Source organism: Thioclava sp. FR2 (genome assembly GCF_051200875.1).
Classification (GTDB): domain Bacteria; phylum Pseudomonadota; class Alphaproteobacteria; order Rhodobacterales; family Rhodobacteraceae; genus Pseudotabrizicola.
This window is the reverse complement of record NZ_CP195191.1, coordinates 3214403-3240077: the sequence shown is the minus strand read 5'-3', so window position 1 is coordinate 3240077 and position 25675 is coordinate 3214403. Positions and strand designations below refer to the sequence as shown.

General features: G+C 56.7%; 18 protein-coding genes. 7 read left to right on the top strand and 11 right to left on the bottom strand.

Translation table 11 applies throughout. The annotated features are described in order from the left end of the window. Positions 1–38 precede the first annotated feature (38 nt). The 3 genes from ACSBLW_RS15545 (at position 39) to ACSBLW_RS15535 (ending at position 2711) form a co-directional block, all read left to right on the top strand. A complete protein-coding gene (locus tag ACSBLW_RS15545; RefSeq protein WP_435257508.1) occupies positions 39–428 on the top strand; it encodes a hypothetical protein in 390 nt (129 codons plus the stop codon). A 69-nt stretch (positions 429–497) separates the two neighbouring features. Continuing rightward, positions 498–1892 (top strand): leucyl aminopeptidase family protein, encoded by a 1395-nt coding sequence (locus ACSBLW_RS15540; protein ID WP_435257507.1) that lies wholly within the window; start codon positions 498–500, stop codon positions 1890–1892. Continuing rightward, complete coding sequence (locus tag ACSBLW_RS15535; protein WP_435257506.1) at positions 1893–2711, top strand: C40 family peptidase; 819 nt, start codon at positions 1893–1895, stop codon at positions 2709–2711. Position 2712: 1 nt separating this feature from the next. Here ACSBLW_RS15535 and ACSBLW_RS15530 read toward each other — a convergent pair whose 3' ends face one another. Further along, positions 2713–3060, bottom strand: coding sequence for a DUF2794 domain-containing protein (locus ACSBLW_RS15530; protein ID WP_435257505.1), 348 nt, complete (start codon positions 3058–3060; stop codon positions 2713–2715). Positions 3061–3276: 216 nt separating this feature from the next. Beyond that, complete coding sequence (locus ACSBLW_RS15525) at positions 3277–4269, bottom strand: asparaginase (RefSeq protein ID WP_435257504.1); 993 nt, start codon at positions 4267–4269, stop codon at positions 3277–3279. A gap of 182 nt (positions 4270–4451) precedes the next feature. Between ACSBLW_RS15525 and ACSBLW_RS15520 the strand changes: the two genes are divergently transcribed. The 4 genes from ACSBLW_RS15520 (at position 4452) to ACSBLW_RS15505 (ending at position 8726) form a co-directional block, all read left to right on the top strand. Further along, positions 4452–4976 carry an invasion associated locus B family protein gene (locus ACSBLW_RS15520; protein WP_435257503.1) on the top strand — a complete coding sequence of 175 codons (525 nt, stop codon included), beginning with the start codon at positions 4452–4454 and terminating at the stop codon, positions 4974–4976. 130 nt (positions 4977–5106) lie between these two features. Next, entirely contained in the window at positions 5107–6285 is a 1179-nt protein-coding gene (gene rlmN / locus ACSBLW_RS15515; protein WP_435257502.1) for a 23S rRNA (adenine(2503)-C(2))-methyltransferase RlmN, read from the top strand. 156 nt (positions 6286–6441) lie between these two features. Further along, positions 6442–7476: a fatty acid desaturase gene (locus ACSBLW_RS15510; protein WP_435257501.1), complete on the top strand. Its 1035-nt coding sequence runs from the start codon at positions 6442–6444 to the stop codon at positions 7474–7476. Positions 7477–7517: 41 nt separating this feature from the next. Further along, a complete protein-coding gene (locus tag ACSBLW_RS15505; RefSeq protein WP_435257500.1) occupies positions 7518–8726 on the top strand; it encodes a winged helix-turn-helix domain-containing protein in 1209 nt (402 codons plus the stop codon). Here ACSBLW_RS15505 and uvrC read toward each other — a convergent pair. From uvrC to ACSBLW_RS15460, 9 genes are all read right to left on the bottom strand, one after another. Continuing rightward, positions 8723–10597, bottom strand: coding sequence for an excinuclease ABC subunit UvrC (uvrC, locus tag ACSBLW_RS15500; RefSeq protein ID WP_435257499.1), 1875 nt, complete (start codon positions 10595–10597; stop codon positions 8723–8725). The genes ACSBLW_RS15505 and uvrC overlap by 4 nt on opposite strands. Before the next feature lie 318 nt (positions 10598–10915). Continuing rightward, complete coding sequence (locus ACSBLW_RS15495; protein ID WP_435257498.1) at positions 10916–11689, bottom strand: SDR family oxidoreductase; 774 nt, start codon at positions 11687–11689, stop codon at positions 10916–10918. Further along, on the bottom strand, positions 11689–11877 hold the full coding sequence (locus ACSBLW_RS15490) for a hypothetical protein (RefSeq protein WP_435257497.1): 189 nt from the start codon (positions 11875–11877) through the stop codon (positions 11689–11691). Before ACSBLW_RS15490 ends, ACSBLW_RS15495 begins: the two co-directional genes overlap by 1 nt. A gap of 1 nt (position 11878) precedes the next feature. Beyond that, positions 11879–12673 (bottom strand): S49 family peptidase, encoded by a 795-nt coding sequence (locus tag ACSBLW_RS15485; RefSeq protein ID WP_435257496.1) that lies wholly within the window; start codon positions 12671–12673, stop codon positions 11879–11881. Between the two features lie 48 nt (positions 12674–12721). Then, on the bottom strand, positions 12722–12931 hold the full coding sequence (locus ACSBLW_RS15480; RefSeq protein ID WP_435257495.1) for a hypothetical protein: 210 nt from the start codon (positions 12929–12931) through the stop codon (positions 12722–12724). Positions 12932–13031: 100 nt separating this feature from the next. After that, a complete protein-coding gene (locus ACSBLW_RS15475; protein ID WP_435257494.1) occupies positions 13032–13682 on the bottom strand; it encodes a 4'-phosphopantetheinyl transferase family protein in 651 nt (216 codons plus the stop codon). Continuing rightward, positions 13675–18240, bottom strand: a complete 4566-nt coding sequence (locus ACSBLW_RS15470; protein WP_435257493.1) for a MupA/Atu3671 family FMN-dependent luciferase-like monooxygenase — start codon at positions 18238–18240, stop codon at positions 13675–13677. Before ACSBLW_RS15470 ends, ACSBLW_RS15475 begins: the two co-directional genes overlap by 8 nt. Further along, positions 18237–19253 (bottom strand): glycosyltransferase family 2 protein, encoded by a 1017-nt coding sequence (locus ACSBLW_RS15465; protein ID WP_435257492.1) that lies wholly within the window; start codon positions 19251–19253, stop codon positions 18237–18239. The genes ACSBLW_RS15470 and ACSBLW_RS15465 overlap by 4 nt, the downstream gene beginning before the upstream one ends. A gap of 4 nt (positions 19254–19257) precedes the next feature. Next, positions 19258–25614, bottom strand: a complete 6357-nt coding sequence (locus ACSBLW_RS15460; protein ID WP_435257491.1) for a type I polyketide synthase — start codon at positions 25612–25614, stop codon at positions 19258–19260. Between the last annotated feature and the right edge of the window lie 61 nt (positions 25615–25675).

Here is a 25675-nt window from a genome sequence, read left to right as displayed (position 1 = left end):
CTGAAATGGGAACGGGTGTGTTGAATAAAGGTGTGGCCATGGCTGCAGGAAATGTAGTGGCGTTATGCCCCGTTGTGGTTGTTGAACAAGATGCGACGCCGATTGCTGACATTTACCGCAATTTGGGAACGGTTTCGGCAGAGCAGGTTGTTGCCCGAGCCTTGGGCGAAGTGGCAATGACCATGTCCGGTATTGCTGAACAGGTGCTTATGCGGGACATGACTGATCTGACCCGCCAGATGCGAAAACTTCAGAACAGGGCGGAAAACCTTGGGATGGTAACCTTGGCCCGTGTCAGTGGGGATGCGCGTATCTGTCTTGAGCGGGGAGATTCCACCTCCTTTAGCGCCGTTTGGGCAAGGCTGATGCGCGTGACCGAGCGGACGCTGGTGTCAGAGCGCCAATCCTTTGACAACATGCAATCTTGAAGGTGATGGATTGCATGCCTCGGAGGAACGACTAGGGTTGGCGAATGTTCGTTCGACCATGAGAGCCCTATGTCACATCTTCCCAAGTTCGCTGCATCTGACGAACCCTCGCGCCCGATTCATGTCATCTCTGCCAAAGAACTGGCGGAGTGGATTGGAACCAGCGGCCAGGGATGGGCCGACTGGCTGAAAGCCACTGGATTTGAAGCCAATCTGGGCGACCTAAAATTGTTACCTTCTGCTGATGGCGGCGTGGCAGGGGCCGTGCTTGGTCTTGGCACCTCGACCGCACGGGACAGAACTCGCTTTGGCCTGGCCAAAGCTGTGGGAAATCTTCCGGCTGGAAATTGGCATCTTGTTGGCAATCTTACGCCATTGGAAAAGACCGAGGCTGCGCTTGGGTGGTTGCTGGCGGGGTATAGCTTCAACCGCTACAGGCCGGGAAAGACGCCATCCGAGCCAGCCCGGCTGAAACTCCCAGAGGGCATTCAGGAAGACGCTCTGCTTGCGATGGCAGAAGGTGAGTTTCTGACGCGCGATCTGATCAACACGCCGGCCAGCGACATGGGGCCGGAAGAGTTGCAGGCAGCCTTTGTCGCACTCGCGGAACAGCACGGCGCAAAGGTCGATGCGATCGTCGGAGATGAATTGCTTACCCAGAATTTCCCGATGGTGCATGCCGTTGGTCGCGCCTCGGAGCGTGCACCGCGGTTGCTTGACCTCCGCTGGGGGGACAAAGGGCCGCTTTTGACCTTGGTTGGCAAAGGCGTGTGCTTCGACACAGGCGGCTTGGACATCAAGCCGTCGACGGGAATGCTGTTGATGAAGAAGGACATGGGAGGAGCGGCCACAGTCATGGGCTTGGCGCATATGATCATGCGCCTTGCGCTTCCAATTCGCCTCCGAGTGCTGGTGCCTTGTGTCGAGAACAGTATTTCCGGCTCGGCCATGCGCCCACGCGATATTTTGACCAGCCGAAAAGGACTGACCGTCGAGGTCAACAACACCGATGCGGAAGGGCGGCTTATCTTGGCGGACGCTCTGGCCTATGCCTGCGAAGGCAAGCCCGACGTCCTGATCTCGATGGCCACTTTGACCGGGGCCGCCCGCGTGGCCGTCGGACCGGATCTGGCCCCCTATTACTGTGACGACGCTGACGTTGTCTCTGCTTTGGAGCAGGGTGCCCTTGCCGGACTGGACCCTGTCTGGCGGCTTCCATTCTGGGCCCCCTACGAACCCATGATCGAGCCCGGAATCGCAGATCTGGACAACGCACCGTCAGGTGGTTTCGCCGGGTCAATAACCGCTGCGTTGTTCCTGCGCCGGTTCGTCGACGTGCCGCGGTATGTCCATTTTGACATCTACGGCCACACTCCAAGCGACCTGCCGGGGCGTCCGAAAGGTGGAACGGGGCAAGGCGCGCGGGCGATCCTTCATGCTTTGCCCCAGATTTTGGGTCTATAAATGGATCGCCGTTTAACCCCATTTTCAGGCCGCGTCGCTCTGCACTCTGTTAAGGGTAAGGTTGAAGCTGACAGCTATACCGAAGGGGAATTGGCAAGTGTCGCGCGCCCCTTGGTCGATTTGTTTGATCAACCCAATGGAAAACGAGACCGGCAATTGGTTCTTGGTGCAGAAATCACTGTAATTGACCGGCAAGAGAACTTTGTTTTCGTTCAGGCAGCGAGTGATGGCTATTGCGGTTGGATTGCCAGCGATGCCGTCGGAAAGCCAATCCTTCCGACGCATTGGGTCGCTGCATCTGCGTCACATGCGTACTCGGGCCCAAAGGTTCAGACACCAGAACATTTCGCGCTTCCTATTGGTGCGAGGCTTGCGGTTAGCACACTAGAGAACAGGTTTGGACTTTCACAAGTTGGCTATGTGCCGATGGTCCATCTGCGACCCATAGCGGACCGACTGATGGACCCGGTTTCCGTTGCAGAGAGCCTTCTTGGCACCCCTTACCTTTGGGGCGGAAATAGCGCCGCAGGCATTGACTGTTCAGGGTTGGTGCAGGTGGCCCTTGTTGCCTGTGGGCAGCCTTGTCCGGGCGACAGCGATTTACAGCAACAGGTCGGGTCAGCCATTCCGGAAGACGCCCCCCTTTCGCGTGGGGATTTGCTTTTCTGGAAGGGCCATGTGGCGATGGTGGTCGACGAAACGCGGCTGATCCACGCGAATGGACACAGCATGTCTGTGGCTTATGAAGACATCGTGGAATGCACAACGCGGATCAAATCGCAGGAAGGACGCGGCATTATCGCCCGCCGACGGCCATAACCTATTCGACCGGACGGATCAGTTTGCGTTCGAGAACACGCAGAACCTGTTCCAGATCATGGCCGCGGCGCAAGACCTGCCCATCCATCCCCAAAACAGCATACATGCCTTGTTTGGACCGAAGCTTTGGCCGCTTTTCGATTCGGTAGAGCGGATTTTCGGCCGTGCGGCGAAAGATTGCGAAGACCGCGACCTCTCTGAGGGCCGCGATACCGTAATCTCGCCACTCTCCCATCGCCACCATTCGACCATAGAGGTTCAGGATTTGACCAAGCTCACGCCGATCAAAGCTGACCTGCTCTGGCAGCCTCTCATGCGTTGGAAAAGGGGTCGGTGGCTGGACCGTCATGTATTCATGATTACGCCGAGCAAAGAGCAAATCAAGCCCCTGCGAATTAGCCTTGGAACCGCTTTACCTTGGCCGCAATCCCGCCACGAATCGTAATCATAAGGTCAGAACGAAGTGTGTCGGCCCGATGGGGGTATAACTGCCCCCACCCAAGCCCCCATCGGGTTTACACTTCGTATGAATTTCGGCCCCTGCTTATTTTGGCAGGGGCCGATTTTACAAAAAGCCCTCAGACAATCGAAGTTCGCCTGTCCGAAGACCGCGCCGATTCAGTTGCTCAGCCGGAAGCCGTTTCTGCGCCATTGGGTGCTTCGGGTCCAGAACGCCTAGGTCTGCCAAAATCGCCGTTATTGCCGCTTCGGATGCGCGACCGGAACCATCGGCAATTTTCAAGGCAATGCCCAATTTCTTTTCGGGGACAATGGCTACGAAGACGGCCTCTGCGCCTGTCTTAATAGCAACCTTATGGTCCATTGCGCGCATTAACTCTGTACAGGCACGACCTTCGCCTGCCACCATTTCAGGATAGTCTGCCATAGCACGGGTCAGGCGGTGCATGGCACGATCACGGCCATCCCCTGCACCAGTTGCGGCGGAAAAAGCCTGCATGGCGCGCGCAAGACCACTTAACGACATTGCGAAATTCGGGGCCGAGCAGCCATCAATCCCGTAACCGGCAACCGTTTCGCCCGTGATCTCCTCGGTCGCCTGACGGATGGCTTTCTGCAGTGGATGATCTATTTCGGTATACTCCGGACCCGCCTTGAGGTGTCGCGTCGTCGTGACGAACCCGCAATGTTTGCCCGAACAGTTGTTGTGCAATTGGCAGGGCTTTTCCCCGGATCGGATCAAGCGATCTCGCTCGATATGGTCATAGGGCTCATGCGCGCCACAGCGCAGATCCCGCTCTGACAATCCAAGGTCGGCAAGCCAGCGTCCCGTCATCTCAACATGTAATTCCGAGCCCTGATGGCTTGCACAGGACAGGGCAAGATGGCGGTCGGTCAGCCCTGCGGCCTCGGCTGCACCGCTTTCGACCAAAGGCAGGGCCTGGATCATTTTGCACGAAGACCGCGGGAAAATGATCTTTTCCGGGTCGCCCCATGACCGGATCATCCCACCTTCCCCCCAGATCACTGCATGGCCAAGGTGCTGGCTTTCCAACAGGCCTCCACGCCAGAGTTCAACCATCGGCTGCGGATTTCTCATCAATTTCCCTGTTATATCCTGTCACACATGCGCGATTTATCGCCCATAGGGCTTTCGCGGATTGGTCTTTTTGAAGTAAGGATGGGATATCGAGTAAAGCGCCCCCATGCCAGTGAAAAGGCCAGACCAGAACTGGTGGCAGGTGGGCAGAGGCACTGAACAGCTTGGAGGCTGTGAACGACATGACTTCCTTCTTTGTGCGCGTCGCCTGTGCGGCTGCCCTAAGCCTTGGCGTTGCCCCTGCATTCGCCCAAGAATCCACAAACCGAGTTGCCACGAAGACCGATTGGAGCGTCTTTACCGAAGCCAATCCAAAGGAATGCTGGGGCGTCTCGAAGCCAAAAGAGACGGTGAACAGCCGTAACGGCCAGCCGGTGTCGGTACGCCGTGGTGACATTCTTTTGTTCGTCACCTTCCGCCCCGGCGCGGGTGCCAATGGTGAGATCTCTTTCACCGGCGGATACCCTTTTGCCAAAGGCTCGGTCGTCAAAGTCGATATTGATGGCAAAAGCTTTGAGCTTTTCAGCGATGGCGAATGGGCCTGGCCGGGAAGTGCCGCTGCCGATGCCGAGTTGCTGGGCGCGATGAAACGCGGAACGACCGCGATTCTATCGGCGCAATCCGGGCGCGGCACGGAAACGAAAGACACTTTCAGCCTGCGTGGCTTTACCGCCGCCATGGAAGAAGCAGAAGCACGCTGCAAGTAAGCGCGACGCATCAAGATTTCCGAACGCTCCGGCTCGTCTGGGGCGTTTTTCATTGAGTTCTTTTGGGATGGTTCCGTTTTGAGCGCGAATCCCCTATATGAACGCCAATCTCTTCCATTGGATATGTACCATGACCGCCTCGGCCCCCATCACCCAGGACGTGCTGACCCTTCCGCGCAAACTTCCGGAAGGTGGCAAAATCAACATCGTCGGCCTGACTCGTGAAAAACTTCGCGAAGCGCTGATTGCTGCCGGGACGCCTGAAAAGCAGGCGAAGATGCGTCTGGGGCAGATTTGGCAGTGGGTCTATCACTTCGGCCTGCGCAATTTTGCCGAAATGACAAACTTGTCCAAGGATTACCGCGCCTTTCTCGCTGAGCACTTCGAGATTTCGATTCCCGAAGTCGTCAGCCGCCAAGTCAGCGCGGATGGCACACGCAAATACCTTGTCCGAATCGCCGGCGGACATGAGGTTGAAACAGTTTACATTCCTGAAGAAAACCGCGGGACACTGTGCATTTCCAGCCAGGTGGGTTGCACACTTACCTGCTCTTTCTGTCACACCGGCACGCAAAAGCTGGTCCGTAACCTAACGGCTGGCGAAATCGTCGGCCAAGTGATGTTGGCCCGCGACGACTTGGGCGAATGGCCGAAGCCGGGCGAGCCCAAGGACGAAGCCCGTCTTGTCAGCAATGTGGTTCTGATGGGCATGGGCGAGCCACTTTACAATTTCGACAATGTCCGCGACGCGATGAAAGTGGTGATGGACAACGAGGGACTGACCCTTTCTCGCCGCAGGATCACGCTGTCGACCAGCGGCATTGTCCCGGAAATCGCCAAGACGGCCGAAGAGATCGGCTGCCTGCTGGCTGTCAGTTTCCATGCCACGACCGATGAAGTGCGCGACAAACTGGTGCCGGTGAACAAGAAGTGGAACATCGAAACCCTTCTGAACACCCTTCGTGATTATCCGCGCCTCTCGAACAGCGAGAGGATCACGTTTGAATATGTCATGCTGAAAGGCGTGAATGACAGCGATGCGGATGCGCGCCGTCTGGTCAAGCTGATCGCGGGCATTCCGGCAAAGATCAACCTGATCCCATTCAACGAATGGCCAGGGGCGCCGTATCAGCGTTCCGATTGGGAACGCATCGAGGCGTTCGCCGATATCGTTTACAAGGCCGGCTATGCAAGCCCGATCCGCACTCCGCGCGGCGAGGACATCATGGCAGCTTGTGGCCAATTGAAGTCTGCGACAGAGCGTGCACGCAAATCTGCCAAGGAAATCGCGAGCGAAGCCGGACTTTGACTCCCTTTTTCGGCCAAATCAGCCGTTTCGAAGGTATAGGCGCGCTAAAACCCTTGGACCCAAGACGGACAAGGGACTATCAGGGCGATTAACCTAACGGCAAAAATGGCTGTTCAGCATTTTGCTCAATAAAGACGCAGGCGAAGAAGGCACCCGATGAATTCAATGACCATGGAACTGGCTCAGGCCCGCGAAGCTAGTGCGAAGATTTGGGTACCCATCCTTGCAAAGTATCGCGAGCCACTTCTTAGCCGTTCAATTTTTGAACTTGCGGTTACGATGGGTGCATTTCTTGGTTTCTGGGCCTTGGCTTGGCTTTCTCTTTCGCTCAGCCCGCTTCTTGCGATGGCCATCGCTATCCTCAATGGTGTTTGGCTGGTCCGTGTCTTTTTGATCCAGCACGATTGCGGTCACCAGTCTCTGTTCAGCAATCGTCACGTTAATGATTGGGTTGGCCGCATTTCGGGCGTGCTGACCTTGACGCCCTACGATGTCTGGCGCCGGACACATTCGATTCACCATGCCCACGCTGGCAATTTGGACCGACGTGGGATTGGCGACGTCAAGACCTTGACCGTTGAAGAATACCAGAACCGTTCATGGTTCGGACGTTTGGTCTATCGGATGTATCGCCACCCGATCGTTATGTTTGGACTGGGGCCTGCCTATATCTTCTTGGTCGACTATCGCCTTCCTCTGGGACTGATGACCGCCGGCTGGCGTTATTGGATTTCGTCGATGGGAACCAACCTGATGTTGGTCGCGCTTTTGGTAGGTCTTTATCTGCTGGGCGGCTGGCAGGTTATCGCGTTCATCTATCTGCCAACGGTCATTTCGGCGGCGACGTTGGGCGTGTGGCTGTTCTTCGTACAACATCAGTTTGAAGACACCTATTGGGATCACGAACCCAAGTGGCAGATGCATGACGCCGCCCTGTTGGGCAGTTCGCATTACAAGCTCCCCCAACCGCTGCGCTGGTTGACGGCCAATATTGGCATTCACCACGTTCACCATCTTTACAGCCGAATTCCCTTTTACCGACTGTCAGAAATCTTGCGCGATTACCCCGCCTTGGCAGAAGCACAGGTACTGACCATTCGTGAAAGCCTGAAGTGCGCAAGTCTGCATCTTTGGGACGAGAAGGCCAAAAGGTTGGTCACCTTCCGAGAGGCAAAACTGGCCACCGCCTGAAAACAGTTGACCGCGACCGTTCCACCGGATTGCTTGGTCCGATGGAACAAATCATCCCGAATTCGATGGCAAGACGCCTGTTCTTGCAGGCTCATGCCCTTGGCGAAGCACCCAGCGGGCCTTGCCGCGGCCAGGCTTTGGCAGAGCTGATCAACCGCATCGGTTTTGTTCAGGTTGACAGCATCAATACTGTCGAACGGGCGCACCAGATGATCCTTTGGTCACGCCGTCAAAGCTATGATCCGAAGTCCTTGAAGCAACTGATGGAACGGGATCGCGGACTGTTCGAGCACTGGACACATGATGCCAGCATCATTCCGGTCGAGAATTTTGCCTTTTGGAAACACCGATTTGCCAAGGATGAAGACCGGCTCCACAAGAATTGGCGCCGTTGGTTCCGCGAAGGTTACGAAGCGCAATTCGATACGATCCTTGAACGCGTTGCCAAAGATGGCCCGGTCAGTTCATCCGACGTGGGAGAAGGCGAAGAACGCGGCAAAGGCGGTTGGTGGGATTGGCACCCCTCCAAGACTGCTTTGGAATGGTTATGGCGTACAGGCCAGCTTTCCGTTGCGCGTCGGGATGGTTTTCGCAAGGTTTATGACCTGACCGAGCGTGTCATTCCATCTTCGCATCTCAACCGATCTGTCTCGAGGGCCGAACTCATCGACTGGGCCTGTTCCTCCGCCCTTGATCGCCTAGGATTTGGTGACAAAGGTGAGATCGTCAGATACTGGAACGCCATTGAAAAGGCCGAAGCCTTGGATTGGGCAAAAAGGTCGATTGAGGAAGGCAGCATACAGCCCGTCTTGATTGAACAAGCTGATGGAAGCCTGCGTCCCAGCTTGACCCGCCCCCATTTGCTCTACCTCGTGCCCGAGCCTTTACCGTCGCGTCTGCGAATCCTTTCTCCGTTTGACCCAGCTTTGCGAGACCGAGCGCGCATAGAGCGGCTGTTCGGTTTTCACTACCGGATCGAAGTGTTCGTACCCGAGCCCAAACGACAATATGGATACTACGTCTTTCCGGTGATGGAGGGCGAAGCCCTGATCGGCCGGCTGGATGCCAAGGCTTTGCGCGCCGAGGGCCGCCTTCATCTCCGAGCGTTCTGGCCAGAAATTGGCGTGAACATGGGAAAACAACGCAGTGAAAGACTGATGCGTGAACTGGATCGACTTGCGCGATTTGGAGGTTGTGAACGAGTCACCGTCGAACCCAATTGGCTTCGTGCTCCAATGGCAACCGTTTAGCCCTTGGGATGAAAGAAATCGTGGATTGTTTGCGCCATCGCCTCGGAAATGCCGTCCACGGCTTTCAAATCGTCAACTCCGGCCCGCGACACGGCCTTTGCGCTTCCGAAATGAGCCAAGAGCGCACGCTTTCGACCAGCTCCCACGCCCGGAACATCATCTAGCGGAGTAGCCCCAACAGCTTTTGATCGCTTGGCCACATGTGCGCCATTGGCCCATCGGTGCGCTTCGTCCCGAAGGCGTTGAATGAAATAAAGCACCGGATCGTTGCGTTGAAGTGCAAAGGCAGGTTCACCAACCCGGTAAAACTCTTCCTTGCCGGCATCACGATCAATACCCTTCGCCACACCAACAAAGGGGATATCATCTACGCCCAAGCCGTCCATGATTTCGGCCACAGCCGATACCTGTCCTGCGCCGCCGTCAATCAGCAGCAGATCCGGCCAAGCCTCTGTCTTGCGATCAGGATCTTCTTTCAACAACCGTTCAAAGCGGCGCGTCAGCACCTCTTTCATCATGCCAAAATCATCACCCTGTGCGCCTGCTGTGCCCTTGATGTTGAACTTGCGATACTGCGATTTGATAAACCCTTCCGGCCCGGCGACAATCATACCGCCTACGGCATCCGAACCCTGAATATGGGCGTTATCATAGATTTCGATCCGGCGCGGACTAGTTTCAAGATCAAACGCTTCAGCCAGACCGGCGAGAAGCTTGTTCTGCGTGCTGGTTTCCGCCATCTTTCGCGCCAAGGACTCTCGCGCATTCCGTACCGCATTTTCGACGAGTTCGGCCTTTTCCCCTCTTTGCGGGACGGCCAGTTCAACTTTTCTCCCGGCACGTTCTGATAGTGCGAGCGTCACAAGATCCTCATCCTCGACCGGGTGCGAAAGCAGCAACAGCTTCGGTGGGTCTTTGTCATCATAGAATTGCGTTACGAAGGCTGTCAGAATCTCGGCCTCATCGGCGCCTGCCCCGGTGCGCGGGTAGAAATCACGGTTCCCCCAGCTTTGATTGGCCCGGATGAAAAAGACCTGCACGCAGGCCTGACCATTTTCCAAATGCAGACCGATTACGTCTGCCTCGGCCACGCCGCGTGGATTGATCCCCTGAGCTTGCTGAACATTCGTCAGCGCACGAATACGATCACGCAGCGCGGCCGCCCGCTCAAACTCCATCTCTTCACTTGCGCGCGCCATTTCTGTAGCCAATTCAGCCTGTACGGCTGTCGACTTGCCCTGCAAGAACCGTTCGGCATCTGACACCAAAGCGGCATAACCCTCGGCACTGATCTTGCCGACGCACGGTGCCGAACATCGTTTGATCTGATATTGCAGACAAGGGCGGGTGCGGCTCACAAACATACTGTCCGAGCAGTTTCGAAGCAAAAACACCTTCTGCAACTGGTTCAATGTCCGGTTCACGGCTCCTGCACTGGCAAACGGCCCGTAATAGCTTCCCTTTTCGGACTTCTTCCCGCGATGCTTTTTGATCTGCGGAAACGCATGATCCTTTGAAATCAAAATATTCGGGAAACTTTTGTCGTCCCGCATCAAAACGTTGTAGCGCGGCTTCAGTTGCTTGATGAGGTTTTGTTCCAACAACAGCGCCTCGACCTCGGTACGCGTGGTCAAGAACATCATGCTGGCCGTTTCAAAGATCATTCGACCAATCCGCGCCGAGTGACCGGACGGCCGGGCGTAGTTCGAAACGCGGTTCTTCAGGTTCCTTGCCTTTCCGACGTAAAGAACTTCGCCCTTTGCGTTGAGCATCCGGTAAACCCCCGGAGAGCCGTCAAGTGTGCGCAAATACTGCTGGATCACCTCATGACCAGTTGGCACTTCGCTTTTGTTTTCGGTGTCGTCGATCATCTCGTCACAGCCAGAAAGATTAAGTTCATGTTCGTCGATTCTCTTATCTCGCTGCAATGAACACGACCTGTGAGCAAGGGGTAAGAAGTCCACGCTTTCTGTGGATAAGTCTGCGGAAAAACTTTGCTGATGCCCGATTTTCCCTTGAAATTAGGCCCTTTCACTGGATTGCCCAAAAAATAGGCAAAAAAATAAGCCGCTGATTTTAAAGGAAAGAAAATTGAGGCGCCTTCAAATCCTTGAGAAATCAGACATTTTTGTAACGATAGTATTAATGCCGGGCAAAAAGTGGACAACTTGACCCGACATTCCCTTGCGTCACTCAACTCCAAGGACATCTGGCGTCTGCCAACCCAAATGCTGTCCGCCGTCAACGGCAATCATCTGCCCTGTCACACTTGGCGAATCGAGAAAGTAACCAAGGGCTGCGACGATGTCCTCGGCATTGGCTCCCCGCTTCAGAACAGTCGCTGCCCGTTGCCGCGCAAAGTGTTCTTCTGACTGCCTCCCACCACGCAAGGTAGGGCCGGGGCCAATTGCATTGACGCGGACATGAGGTGCCAAACCCTGTGCGGCGGTTTGAGTCAACGCCCATAGCCCCATCTTGGCGATGGTGTAGGTGCTGAATTCAGGGGTAAGCTTATAGATCCTCTGATCCAGCATGTTGATGATCAGGCCCTGCGCCAAAGGTTCCCCGTTTTGGTCAGGTTTTGCGGGTGGGCACTGGCGGGCAAACGCCTGAGTTAAGACGTAAGGCGCACGAAGATTGGATTCGATATGCCGATCCCAACTTGTGCGTGTTGCGGTTTCAATACGGTCATATTCAAAAATCGAAGCGTTGTTGACCAAGACGGTCAATGGACCCAACCCATCTGTAGCCCGTGGAACAAGCGTTTCAACTTGCGCCTCGACAAGAATATCGGCCTGCAATGTGATTGCGCGCTGCCCGATTTCTCGAATTTCCGCGGCCAGACTTTCGGCTTCTTCTGCCGATGTGGCGTAATGAATCGCAACATCATGTCCGCGCTTAGCCAGATATAGCGCCATCGCGCGCCCCAGACGCTTGCCAGCCCCAGTAACCAAAGCCGTCATCAGGACTTACTCCCTTTCTTGCAGTCGCAGGCTTTGCCAATCACATAGCGGCCACAAGATTTGCAGACAGCAGGATTGCCGCGCGCGCGACGCAACCCTCTGGACATGGCATCCGGAAAAAGCGCCTTTCCAATCATCCCGATCAGGATCATGGCAAGCAAGAAGATCAGGATAATCTTGAACAGCATCTCACAGACCGTAGCGCGCCCAGAGGGCCTTTTCTTCGACAGAACCTATAACCGTATCGGTCATAGCCAGTCCTAACCTCTGCAACAGACCGCGTCGTTGTCCATAAGGAACAAGGCGAACCTTTTCGCCATAAAGTTCCTGCAGTTTCGGCTTCACATGCCCCAACCCGTCAGCGAGCCCAAGGTCAACCGCAGCCTGACCAATCCAGATATCGGCATTGAACAGATCCGCTCCGTCTTTCAACTTCGATCCGCGCCGGTCTTTCACATGCGCAATAAAGTTCTGATGCAGCGGCCCAAGCATAGCGTGGATGCGTTCTACATCTTCTGCACGCTCTGGCTTGAACGGATCGGCAAAGCTTTTTGATGTTCCTGCTGTATGCACTCGGCGCTCGATCCCATGATGCTTCATGAGCTCAGGGAAGCCGAAGCTGGCAAAGATGACACCAATAGACCCAACAATCGATGAGGCATCCACCCAAATGTCATCCGCAGCGCAGGCCAGCCAATAGCCACCTGATGCAGCGACGTCCTCGACGAAGGCATGAACGGGGATCTTCTTTTCATTCGCCAATCGGCGAATCCGGCTGGCGATCAGGCTGGACTGAACTGCTGACCCACCCGGAGAGTTGATGACGAAAGCAACCGCGGCGGGCTTTCCCTTTGAGAAAGCCCGCTCGATCATCGGTGCTACGGCCTGATCTGAAAGATTGCGCGAACCAGAACCGATTGCCCCCTGCAAACGAATGACGGGGACAGTGACTGGTTTAGAAAGGAAGGGGATCAGATGTCTCATTCCCCAGACCTAAGCCGGGTAAGCCTATCGGACAAGGGGGGACAGATTTCAGGCCTGATCTACACGCCGATAATTCATTGGGCGCTCACCGCAAAGCCACATATAGGCGAACACCCCTGTCAAGAAGCCAATCGCAGCAAGAATTGCAGCAACCACAATCTGCCCCTGCTCGTGGCTCTCAGCCGAGAGAGCCAAATACCCGAAGGCCCAGAAGCCAGACCAACTTAAAACGCACAGCACTGCAATTGCCTTGTTCATTATATTCCTCCCCAGATCCGCCCTCCCCGACGGATCAAACAATTGCAATGTTATCGTTTGTGTCGACCTTGTCTCGCAAAATCGTCGCTGCAGCGCAGCATCAGCAGGTCGCGAGAGCGAGCAGGTGCCGATCTACAACCTTGGTACGGCCGATGATCGTCGAATGTTTGGCGAAAGCATCCACATCGCACTGAAACTGTGCTTCGAATTTTCCCGACTGAACTGAAACAACAATATCTTGGAAATCCAAGAGCTGTCTAGTTATCGGGTACTGCGCCTTATAGACCGCTTCTTTCGCGCAGAAATAGGTCAGCGCTGATTTGGGCTGGTGACATTGCGGGATCTGTTCCAAACGTTGTCGTTCCACAGGGTGCAAAACAGCCGGCCACAAATCGCGTTCAAGGTCTGCATGTTCTTCCAGATCAATGCCCACCCCCCGGAATTGATCCGTAGGCAGCACAATTGCCAAACAATGGGCCGCAGTATGGGTGATGGACCCAATCACACCTACAGGCCAGATCGGCTCTCGGTTTGAACCATGCGGAATTGCCGATGGGGAAATGCCGATTTCCGCCATTGCCGCCCGCGCAGCGGCGCGGCCGGCCGAAAACTCGCGTAGGCGGGACGGAATTGCCCCCGTCAGCCCTTCGCCGGGATAGAGACCGTGGTCCAGCCTTGGATCGGCCCAACCACACCCAGCCCCGCCAGGAGCAAGGTCGCGCAGAGCCGTCAGAATGGCTGGTTCAGGCATCCGCCCCGCTCCGCGCAGCGCGCATCGCTCGACGCCGCGCCATTGCATCGCTGCGCTGATCCGCCTGCGTTTGAATTCCTGTGAGCCTGAACGCCTGTGGTGCTGCCGGCGACACTGGTTTTGGCTTGTTGTCCAGATGACGGGCCAGGTTTTCCAAAACAGGGAAGCGGAAAATATCGGTGATCGAGAGCTTTGCCGCCCCCAACTGATCACGAATTTCCCGGTGCGCTTGCACGGCCAGAAGGGAGTGACCTCCAAGCGCAAAGAAATTGTCCTTCGCCCCCACATGTGCAACACCAAGAACCCTTTGCCAAATCGCTGCCAATTGCGCCTCGACATCCGATTCAGGGGCAACAAAAGCCTCAGGTGCCGCAACCACCGCTGTTGGGGCAGGCAAAGCCTTGCGATCAACCTTGCGGTTTGGCGTCAGAGGAAAGCTAGCCATAGAAACAAAATGGGCCGGAATCATATGTTCAGGCAAGAGCCCGGCCAGTTCCGCCCGCAGGGCAGGCTCGTGGGCGCTGCCCGTCAGGTAGGCCACCAGCCTTACATCCCCTGGGCTATCCTCCCGGGCAAGGACAACGGCCTGTGAAACACCGGGCTGCGCTTCAAGCGCCGATTCAATTTCGCCCAACTCAATACGATATCCGCGTATCTTGACCTGATGATCGGCGCGACCAAGGAAGTCTATTTTACCATCTGCCCTGCGGCGAACCAGATCCCCCGTACGATACATGCGCGCGCCCCAAGGGCAGGCGCGCTCTGGCGTTACAAACGGATCGGCCTTGAACCGATCAGAAGTCAACTCTTGGCGGTTCCAGTATCCGCGCGTGACCCCATCTCCCCCAATCCACAACTCCCCAGCTGTCCCAATCGGCACCGGCTTCATAGCGTCATCCAAGACATACATTTGCTGGTTGGGCAGCGGCGTACCGATATTGACCGTGCCTTCGGCTTCCCCCACTTCCTCGACGCTGGACCAGATCGTCGTTTCCGTAGGACCGTACATGTTCAGAATACGCGCAGTTGTTGCCTTGCGAAGATCAGCCACCTGAGCAGCCGGTAGCGCCTCGCCGCCAACCATAATGGTCTTGACCCCAGAAAGCGCGAAACGGGATTCTTCATTCAACGCAATCATGCGCGCCATCGACGGTGTGCATTGCAGATGAGTGACGTTGTGCCGGATCAACTGTGCCGCAATCGAAAAATCATCCTCTTCAATCCCGCCACCGGAATTCGCCCGCCGAACCACTTCGGACAGGGGGTAAAGCCCTTCCATCACCTGTTCCGGAGCAATCCCGTAATCAATCAAACAAGCGACCTCGGATACGCCGATCCGCTTCAATTCCTCAACCCGAGCCAGTGCGTCTTCAACTGTGCCAAACAGGCCCGAGTCTTCGAAATATCGCTGGAACGCAAATTCGAGGATTGCGGCATTTTCTTCCGCCGAAAGTGTCCGCAAATCGATGTCCATAGGATTGGTCGCGCCTGCCGGCTTCTTGAACGCAGGAAACGCCCAAGCATATTGCTTCACCAGCCCCACGGCCGCCGCGAGATAGGCTTTCATCGGCCCCTCTGCCACACGCCGGACCTGATCTCGATCCCTCCCCACATAAGTATGCAGCATCAAGGAAACGACGCCGGTTTCCGGATCATAACCTGCCTTAGCGCGCGCCTCACGGTACAGCTTGATCTTGCCTGCGACCTCCTCAATCGACTGCCCAAGCAAATGGGTCAGGACATTCGCGCCCATCTCACCGGCTTCCCGCCAGGTTTCAGGGTTGCCGGCCGTCGTTACCCACATCGGCAACTCGTTTGAAACCGGCCGTGGCTGCGTCTTGACCGTGAACATCGTGCCATCGGCTTTGGGGAAATCGACCCCTTCCCCGCGCCACAGCTTCTTGATCTGCTCTGCCGCCGCATACATCGCGGCTTTGTTGGCGGGCGGTGTATTTTCGGGGCGCAGCACGAAATCTTCTGGCTGCCAACCGCTGGCGATGGCGATGCCCGCCCGCCCATTCGTAAGGTTGTCGATGACCGCCCACTCTTCGGCAATGCGCGCCGGATGGTGCAAGGGAACCACGCAGGATCCCGCGCGCACCCCAAGGTTCTTTGTCACTGCCGCCACGGCAGCGCCGGTTACGGACGGGTTCGGATAGGGGCCGCCAAAGGCGTGGAAATGACGCTCTGGGGTCCAGACGGCCACGAACCCGTGACGGTCGGCAAACTTTGCACCTTCGATCAACAGTTCATATTTCTTGGGGCCTGCACCATCATCATTTCCCCAATAGTAAATCGAGAAATCCATCGACTTGGCCGAAGAAATCCGCCCAGACGAAACCAAGGCACGGTTCTCATCTGAGGAAATCACCAGCTTGAATCCACGCGCCAAAGTCCAGAAGAGTTCCAGCACCGAAATATCAAACGACATTGAAGTCACGGCCAACCAGACGCCCGGCTCTGTGCCGATCCTTTGATCCATTCCGGTAAAGAAATTGACGACGTTGCGATGTTCGACCATCACGCCTTTCGGGCGTCCCGTCGATCCGCTGGTATAAATGACATAGGCAAGGTCCGCTGGCGTGACGCCACTCTCGGGATTGGTTTCCGGTGCTGAGGCAAGGCGTCCATCGTTATCCAGACTAAGGGTCTGGACAGTTCGGGGAAGGCCCGCTTCAAGTGAACGTTGTGTGACGATGACAGGGCATCCACTGTCTTCGATGTAAAGGGCCGTCCGATCCGCCGGATAGGCCGGGTCCATCGGAACATAGGCGCCGCCTGCCTTTTGAATGGCGAGAGCGCCAACAAGCATGTCAAGGCTACGACGCGTGTGCAGGCCCACTAAGGTTCCCGGCTTTACGCCCATTTGTATCAAGATATGGGCTGCCCGATTGGCTCGCGCATTCAAATCAGCATAGGTCAGTGTCTGACCTTCGAAACTCACTGCCTCTGCATTGGGGGTGCGTTCAACCTGCGCTTCAAAGGCTTGGTGTACACAAACATTTTTGCGATCCGCCAATGTCTGGTTCAGGTCGTGCAAGACCTTGTGCACCTCACCGACATCAAGCGCGTCAGCGTCGGTTATGCTGGCTTCGGGCGACAGAGCCGCGATCGCTTTTGCCACTGGACCAATGCGTTCGGCAACGGCTGTCGCGTCATCTTGAGACAAAACAGCGGTATCAAAAAAGAGCGCTGATGGCGTAACCGTAACCGCAGCGCCAATCACAGGATCTTTCAATGAAAGAGCAACTTGGGGCGTCGGAAGCGCTGCCAGGCTGGCATCGCGGGTCATCAGGTCAAGCGGCCATCCACCGATTCTCGTCGCAAGATCAGCCACGCGGTGGAATCCGTCTTCCGCAACCTTCTTGGCGCCGGAAACGGAAATGGAGAACGGCAACCATTTGCTTGTGTACCCGGCAACTGGATGATCCGTCGCAAAGGCAAAGCCACATTCCGCCTGACCACTGGCCCGTGCAAGCGCCATGGCTGCAAGGTCCAATCTGCCCTCGGGCAAGTCCAAGGAAATCTTTTCCCAAGCTTGAGGCTCTGACACGCTGACAGAACTCACCACGATTGGTTGAAGTTCAATAAGTTCGCGTCTTAGCGCCGGTTCATGGTGAGAGATCGCCGCCAGGCTTGCGGTCAGGTCTCCGCTTCTTTCCGCTGACAGCGTCGAAAGCGATTGTCCCGCAAAAGTCGCCGGGCTTACAGGCAGCCCCTTTGACTGACAGGTCAAACGGTTCAGGCGTACAGCACCCGTCAAGCAGGCGACAACCAGCCCCTCACTCGTTGCGGAAAGGATCTGACCGGGTTCGCCACTCCCGTCCGCAATCTCGGCCGTTCCAACGTTAAGGACTTTGCCCGCGATCTCAATTTTTGCGGTGGTCAAAGGGTTCCAGTAGCGGCCATGGTCCAACGCCCGGACAAACCGAACCACCGTCGCCGAGGGTACGTTAAACTGGATTCGTCCAAAGGCCGCAGGGCGATCTGCGCGCATGTGAACTTTCCGCCGCGACAAATCTTGGGGCGTCCGCTTCAGGCCGATTTCAAGCTGGGCCATGACAGCGGGGAAGCTCTCGATTGCGGCTTCATAACAACGCGTGTTCAAAGTCAGCGCGGTGTCTTGATCCGAAATCTCAAAGTACCGCCGCTCAAGAATGTCCCCCTCGTCCACTCCGGCCGTGATCAGATGCCAGGTGATCCCATGCTGCGCCTCGCCTTCCAAAAGCGCCCAAACCGGCGCATTCAATCCGGCATGGTCGGGCAGCGGCCCATCATGGAAGTTGACCCCCCCATTTTTTGCCAAGCTGAGAATTTCTTGGGGAACCAAAGACAGGTAGGCGACAGACAACACCCAATCGACGTTCAGGCTTGAAAGCTGCTGAGCCAGATGTTTGCCCGGTCTTTCGACCCGAATACCCGCAGCTTCGGCCCACTGTCGCACTTCCGCGTTTCGGGTCACGACCGCCTCTAACCGATGGCCCTGGTCAAGCCATGCCAAACCAGTTTGCAGAGTAAGGGACTCGTTGCCAATCAAGATGGCGGTCAATTGAGTCATGTCACATTCTCCTTCCCGCCAAGCGGAAATTTTTCTGCAACCGCTTCGCGCGGACGAATGGGGTGCAGCGCCACCTTGATTGCGTGGCGGAATAGATCGCCAAGATAGTGTGGCGGGTCGATAAAATCTTTGCGTTGAATCAGTGCCCGGAGCCGCCAGATCGCACCGCCCGCGAGTTGCGCAAACGTCGCAAGATAGGCGGTCAAGACCCCGTGGTTCTTTGCGTAATAGTAGTGGCGCGAATCCAGCCAAAACTTCGGTATCCGGCGCCATTCCTTCATTCCGGTACTGACACTGCCGATATGCGCAACGCGACTTTGGACGACGTAGTCTGTGGGCCAACCAGCTCGCGCAGCCCTAAGACACAGGTCTGTTTCTTCGAAATACAGAAAAAACGTTTCGTCGAAGAGACCGATTTGATCCAAAACAGACCGCCTCATCATCAAGCTGGCGCCTGCCAGCCAATCAACGCGCTTTGTTTTCGTCGGCAATGGGGGCGCGACGATAGCATGGCGCAGGACGCGTGAGATCGGCCCAAGCCTTGCCGACTGCTCAAACTCTCCGGCCACGGACGGAAATCGAAAGGCCGTGTGGTGCGGATCGCCATCTGGCCCGTGAATATGACTACCGGCAAAGCCCGTCGCGGGATGCGTTTCAAGATGATCGAGCAGAACCCTGATGGCCTCTTTTGCGGGAAAGGCATCCGAGTTCAGAATGTAGACGTAGTCAGGCAAAGACCCGTCAGGCAAGCCCTGACGAATGCCATAATTGTTCCCTGCTCCGAACCCACCATTCCAGCCTGATTGCACAACATTGACGGAAGGATAGCCTTCTTTTCGATCCAGCTTGGCAACTTCTGCCGTCAGCTTTTCAAAAGAGCCATCCTGAGAGTCATTATCAACGACTGTAATCGCGCCTTCCATCCCTTCCATTGCCTCCATCGCAGCCGCAACGGATTTCATGGTCATTTCGGGCGTGCGCCAATTCAGGATGACGGTAAGCACCTTTGGCATGCGTTCACTCCGCCGCCGAGGCTTGGGGCATAAAGGTCTTCACTGAAGTTTCGGCGGCTTCAATGGCCGCTTTCATCCGTGTCGCCAGAACGCGGACATTCGGCTCTAAAACCATGCTGTCGTGATCCCCCGGCACCTCAACCACATCCAGTGCTGGCGCAAACTGGGTCAGGTCATTGTCTGCAAACACGAACTCCCTGCCAGACGTTACCCAACGTCCGCCTGTCACCTTCCACCGACGGTCTAGCGGCGGGCGGTATAGGACTGTTTGGCCCATGCGCGGCTTCATATCGTATTTTGGCAAAGCCGTGCGGAATGCAGCCTCAATGGCGGCATTGTTAAACTGTGCCGGATCTTCAGCGTTCGCTTTTCCAAGACCTGCGCGATAGGATTGCTTCTCTTTCCACCACCGCGCAAGGAAGGCTGGCCCTTCTTCGCGAAGTTCGGTCAGACGTATCAGAATCTTGTCGATCTTGGACAAAGTGGGGCGCATCGGAACTGGTGTATCCAAAAGCACCACAATGGGCACTGCTTCACCCGCCGCTTCCAGTTGGCGCGCAATTTCCCATGCAATCAGCCCACCTCCAGAGAACCCGCCCAATAGATAGGGACCATGCGGTTGAACTTGCCGCATCTCGGCGATGTAGTCCGTTGCCGCCGAAACAAAATTTTGATGCGGCGCGGCATCGCCATAAAGACCGCGCGCCTGAAGCCCATAGAAAGGCCGATCGCCTCCCAGCAATTGGGCGAGGTGGCGAAGGTTCAGGACATTTCCGAACATGCCCGCAACAAGGAAGAAGGGCGTCTTTTGCCCACCTTCTCCTCGATGCATCGGGACAAGATGGGTAAAGCGGCGCTGCGGCGCCACGTTCACTTTAGGGGCCTCTACAGAGTTCGGCTCACCAATCTGTTCGATGATCAACTTTGCACAGGCTGCGATGGTGGGGGCCTCGAACAACACCGAGATAGGGAAGTCTACGCGATAGGTCTTCTTGACCATTGCAAACAGTCTGACGGCAATCAGGCTGTGACCGCCAAGGTCAAAGAAGCTGTCTTCTACGCCGACCTTCCCAACACCCAACAACTCTTGCCAAAAGCCAACAAGTGTCCGCTCCACGTCATTGCGCGGTTCAATATAATCCGAATCCAGTTCCGGCCGATCGAAGTTGGCTGCCCCGTCGCGCTCTTTCGATGGTGCTTGGGTTTGCCGAACCAAGGCTGGCAAATCCAAGGACGATACGATGATCTGGCTTTGCCCTGCGGCCAATGCCCGGCCGAAAACCTCGGCTCCCTTTTCCGGCCGAATGCCGTGGTTCAGCGCATGAAGCAGGCGCTCATCGGCGGCGGATTGCGATCTCGCTTTTGCGTCGTCGAATTCCAACGCACGAGGATCTGGGGGCGCGAAGGTCAACCCGGCTTCAAGCTTCCGGATCGTGAATCCTTCGATCTCGACGCAAACTTCTCCGTCAGGCGTTGCAAGGGTGACGTCAAAGACGGCCGTCGCGCGCAAAGACGTGTTCGGCGCAGCGTTCCGCACATAACTGATAACATCCGCAGGTAGGCTCCGGTAAACCTTTACAACCGCATAGGAAACGGGAACCCAAAGATGATCGGGGCGATATCCCTCGATCAAACCCATTGCCCAACCGGTTGCCAAATCCAACAACGCCGGATGAAGCTTCCAACCAGATGACACTTCCGACTTGAATTCATCGGGCAACGCCAATCTGGCCAAACCCTCGCCAGTACCAACGCTGCGGGCATTTAGAACACGCCAACGAGGGCCGAACTCAAGATGCGCCTCTTGCGGGCTGGGCATTCCTGTTCCGGCTTCCGGGGCAGGTAGCCGTCCCGTCACTTCAGCAATATTCAGATGCAGGGACCTACCGGGTGACGGCAAAACCCGCGCAGAGGCGTGTAACAGCCAGCCTTTCTTGCCACGCTGCGAAATGCCTGAATGCAACTCGAACGCATAGCCTTCGTCGCTGCGTGTCAGACGCGCGCGAACTTGACGGAATTCGCCCTCGGCAACATCCAGTGCCCGGAAGAATGTAAGGTCGCGAACTTCGAAAGCCGTGCCTTCCCCCTGCCCCTGCATGGCTTCGGCAATAATCTCCAGATAGGCTGTGCCGGGGATCAGAGCCGTCCCTTCTTTCGTCCGATGCCCATCCAACACCCACCGGTCATGACCATAGGTCGCCGTGAAAATTCGGTTTCCGCTCTTGTCGAAACCCATTTCATCCAGCATTGGCTGGCTGATGGGAAGCTTCGGGCTTTCCGGTCGTCCAACCCTGTCGGCAAGCGCCTCGGCCGCCATGCCCACGCCTTGCCAAATGCCCCAATTCAGCGCGACGACTTTTGTCTTGCCGCCTTTGCGGTGACGGGCATAGGCATTCAGGTATTCATTGGCCGCAACGTAATCGACCTGACCCGCAGGTCCGGTGATGGTTGATGTCGAAGCAAACAGCACCATCCACGCAATCGAGCCATCGGGGAAGAGCCGCTCCAGCACCTGCGTTCCGTGCAATTTCGGCGCGAAGACCTCTTCGATCTCCAGCGTGGATTTCGTCAGCAACGGTCCGTCATCGACTACACCCGCCGCATGGACGATCGCCTGCACAGGCCCAAATCGGTCCGTGCCAGCGGCTTTGGCGGCCTCCATTTCAACAACATTGGCGACATCGGCTTGGGCCACAAGGATCTCACCACCCAAGGCTTCAAGCCGTTGGACGGCCAAGATACGGCGCGCAACCGGATCGTCTGGACCAGCATTTCCAACGATAGCCTGCCACTTCCCACGGTCGGGCAGCGGTCGGCGCGCAACCAGAGTGATCTTTGCAGCGTATCGGCGGATCAAATCTTCGGCGACAGTCAGACCGATGCCGCCAAAGCCACCTGTAATCAGAACATGGGCGCCATCTGGAAGATTAAGGCGTTCCTCTGGCAAGGCCTGCGGCTTTAGCCCCAAGGCATACCGTCGATCACCGCGCAAAGCCGCGATTGCTTCCCCACTGGAAAGCGCTTCTTCAAGAATGGCACCGGCAATGCTGGCAGATTGGGCGGGCAGGGCCACGTCGATCAGGCGCATAGACACCCCCGGAAATTCCCGCGGGATCACGCGCACGGGGCCGGTCACCATCGCCTTCTCCGGATAATTCAGAGCCTCGCCCCGAACCTGCGCAGCACCCGTCGTTGCCACAGTGATGTGCAGGGGCCGCGGCAGATTTTCCTCGGCAATCGCCTGAGCAAGGAAGACCAAGGCATAAAAGCCTTGCTCGATGTTTCGGTGAAGAAAGCTTGAACCCGGACGATAGTTTTCTTTTCGCGTGACCAACCAAAGATGAATGATCTGGTTCGGAGTCCGCCCGCGCTGAACCAGATCGCGGACCAGCAGATCAAAGCCTTCACGCCCCCGTTCAGGGGCAATGACATAGCCTTCTTCTCCGTCGCGTGCGAACGCATCGCCGGCCTTGACGGTGGTCACCTGATGGCCCGCGTTCCGCAATTCCGATGCAACCGAGGAGCCAAGTCCCTCGGTATCAGTGAAGATCAGCCAGTTCTGGGGGGGAAGATCGGCAAGATCCTCGTGCTCGGCCCCTGCGGCCTCGGGTCGCCAATGCGGGCGCCAGCCCCAATTCGTGATCTCGTCCAAACGCGCGGGCGGGGCCTCAACCGCAATCGCGGCTTCCTTGGATGGCGCAATGAAGTAGGGCTTCTTCTGGAAAGCATAGGTCGGCAGTGGCACACGCTGCCGTGCTGCATCACCCCAAATCGGTGTCCAATCGACAGGCACACCGCAGGCCCAAAGCCGCGCTATCGTGGCAATGTGCCAAGCATCATCTGCAATCCGCTGTTCGGGGTGGCGCAAGGCCGGGATCACTTGGCCAGCGGCAACGCCATTCGCTTGCGCCAAGGAAGACAGGGCGCGACCGGGCCCCATTTCCATAAAGACGCGGCCGGGCACGCTTGAAAGTGTCTCAAGGCAGGCACGGAAATTTACCGTGTTTCGCAGATGTTGAACCCAATAGTCAGGGTTTGTTGCCAGTTCGGTGGACAGCTCTTGCCCGGTCCGATTTGAAATGATCGGCAATTGCGGGGCGGCCAACGGGATCGACCGAAGGAAATCACCAAACCTTTGCAGAACAGGCTCAAGCATTCTGCTGTGGGCGGCAATGTCGATGGCAATTCGCTGACTTTCCACGCCGTCTTTCGCCAAATCCGCTGCCAGCGACTGAAGCGCAGAATCCGGCCCGGAAATCACACAAAGCCCCGGCGCATTGATCGAAGCCATATCGTGTTCAGGGCCAAGATAGGCAGCAATCTCGTGTTCCGACAATGGCACCGAAAGCATTCCACCGGGCGGCACTGTGTCGAACAACTGGCCGCGCAGGTGAACAAGGCCAATACAATCTTCGAAGGACATCACGCCCGCCAAAGCGGCGGCAGTGTTTTCGCCCATCGAGTGACCGACCAAGGCCTTAGGCTGCACACCCCATGACATGTACAACTGCGCAAGCGCGTATTCCGTGATCATAATCAACGGTAGCTGTACCGAAGGCTTCTTCAGAGCTTCGTGTGCCGCATTTTCTTGCCCCTTTTCCGGCAACCACAATGCGCGAATGTCATAGTCAAGCTTCGGCTCCAGTACCGCCAAACCGCGGTCCATCCAGTCAGCGAAGACCGGCTCGGTCTCATAAAGATCGCGCGCCATTCCAGCGAATTGTGCCCCACCTCCCGGAAACATGAAAATGACTTCTGGATCGTCGCCCAACCAGTCATGCGAAAAGACACGGCGCGGATCCTTACCTTCCAACAAATCGGCGGCTTCTTCGTGACTTTCCGCTACAAGAACGCGCCGCTTTTCGAACGCGCGGCGCCCCTCTTTCAGGGTCCAGGCGACATCTGCAAGTGGCTGCTCCGGATGTGCGCGCAGATGCGCCGCCAAACGCGCCGCCTGCCCGTCCAGCGCATTCTTGGTGCGTGCGGAAAGGACGATTGGCTGAAACGGCCAATCCGAAGCCTCGGAAGGAGGCCTTGCAGGGGCTTCTTGCAGAACAGCATGAGCGTTGGTTCCGCCGACTCCCAGACTGTTCACACCGGCAATGCGCGGTCCGTCGGTATTCCAATCCAAGAGGCGATCATTGACCCGGAAGGGAGAGGTTTCAAAATCAATCGAAGGGTTTGGTTTTTCAAAGCCCAAGGAAGGCGGCAGTTCGCGGTGCTTCAGGGCCATCGCAACCTTGATGAGGCTGGCAACGCCTGCCGCTGTATCCAGATGCCCGATATTCGTTTTGACGCTTCCGATCCGGCAATGACCAACACCATCGCCCGTTTCGCGGAAAGCCGATGTCAGCGCGGCCACTTCGATGGGATCGCCCAGATAGGTGCCAGTCCCGTGGCATTCAACATAGCTGACCTGATCCGAGGACACGCCCGAAATCGCTTGCGCTTCTGCCACGCAGGCCGCTTGGCCATCGACCGAAGGGGCAAGGTAGCCAGCCTTGGCCGCGCCATCATTGTTGACCGCCGTGCCTTTGATGATGGCCCAGATATGGTCGCCATCCCTGATGGCATCAGCCGCCCGCCGCAGGACAATACAGCCCGCACCGCTTCCGAAAACGGTCCCTTGCGCCCGATGATCAAAGGCGTGGCAATGCCCATCTGGCGACAGGATCTCGCCTTCTTCAAACAGGTATCCGCGGCCATGCGGCAGTTCGATCGTGACTCCGCCCGCCAAGGCCATGTCGCATTCGCCGTTCAGCAGGGCCTGCGCCGCATAATGAACCGCGACCAAAGACGTTGAACAGGCCGTCTGAACGTTGATCGACGGCCCCTTGAGATCAAAGATATGGCTGACACGCGTGGCCAAGAAGTCTTTGTCGTTTCCAGTGTGACGCAGCAGGAACATGCCCGTCTGCTCAACCAGATCGGGGTTCGAGCACAGGTTGAAATAGAAATAGCTGCCCATTCCGCAGCCCGCCCAAACGCCTACACGGCCGGGGAAAGTTTCTGGCGGGTGGCCCGCGTCCTCCAAGGCTTCCCAAGCCACTTCCAGAAACTGCCGATGCTGAGGATCAAGGATGGCCGCCTCTTTGGGAGAGAAGCCGAAGAATTCGGCGTCGAACTCTTCGAACCTGTCCAGAATGGCAGCCGACGGAACGTAATTCGCTTTTGCCATTCGGGCCGGAGATTCACCCGCAGCCAAAAGGGCCGCGTCGTCCAGATGCCGAATGCTCTCAATGCCCTCACGCAGATTGTGCCAGAATTGGCCAACATCCTCTGCTCCCGGAAGGTGGGCAGCCATACCGACGATCGCAATGTCATTTTCGGACAAAGCTTCTGGCGGAAATGATTTGGACATCAGACTTCAACTCTTCGGATCGCACCACCCTTCCCCCTAACTAGCAAACTTGACCAAATTA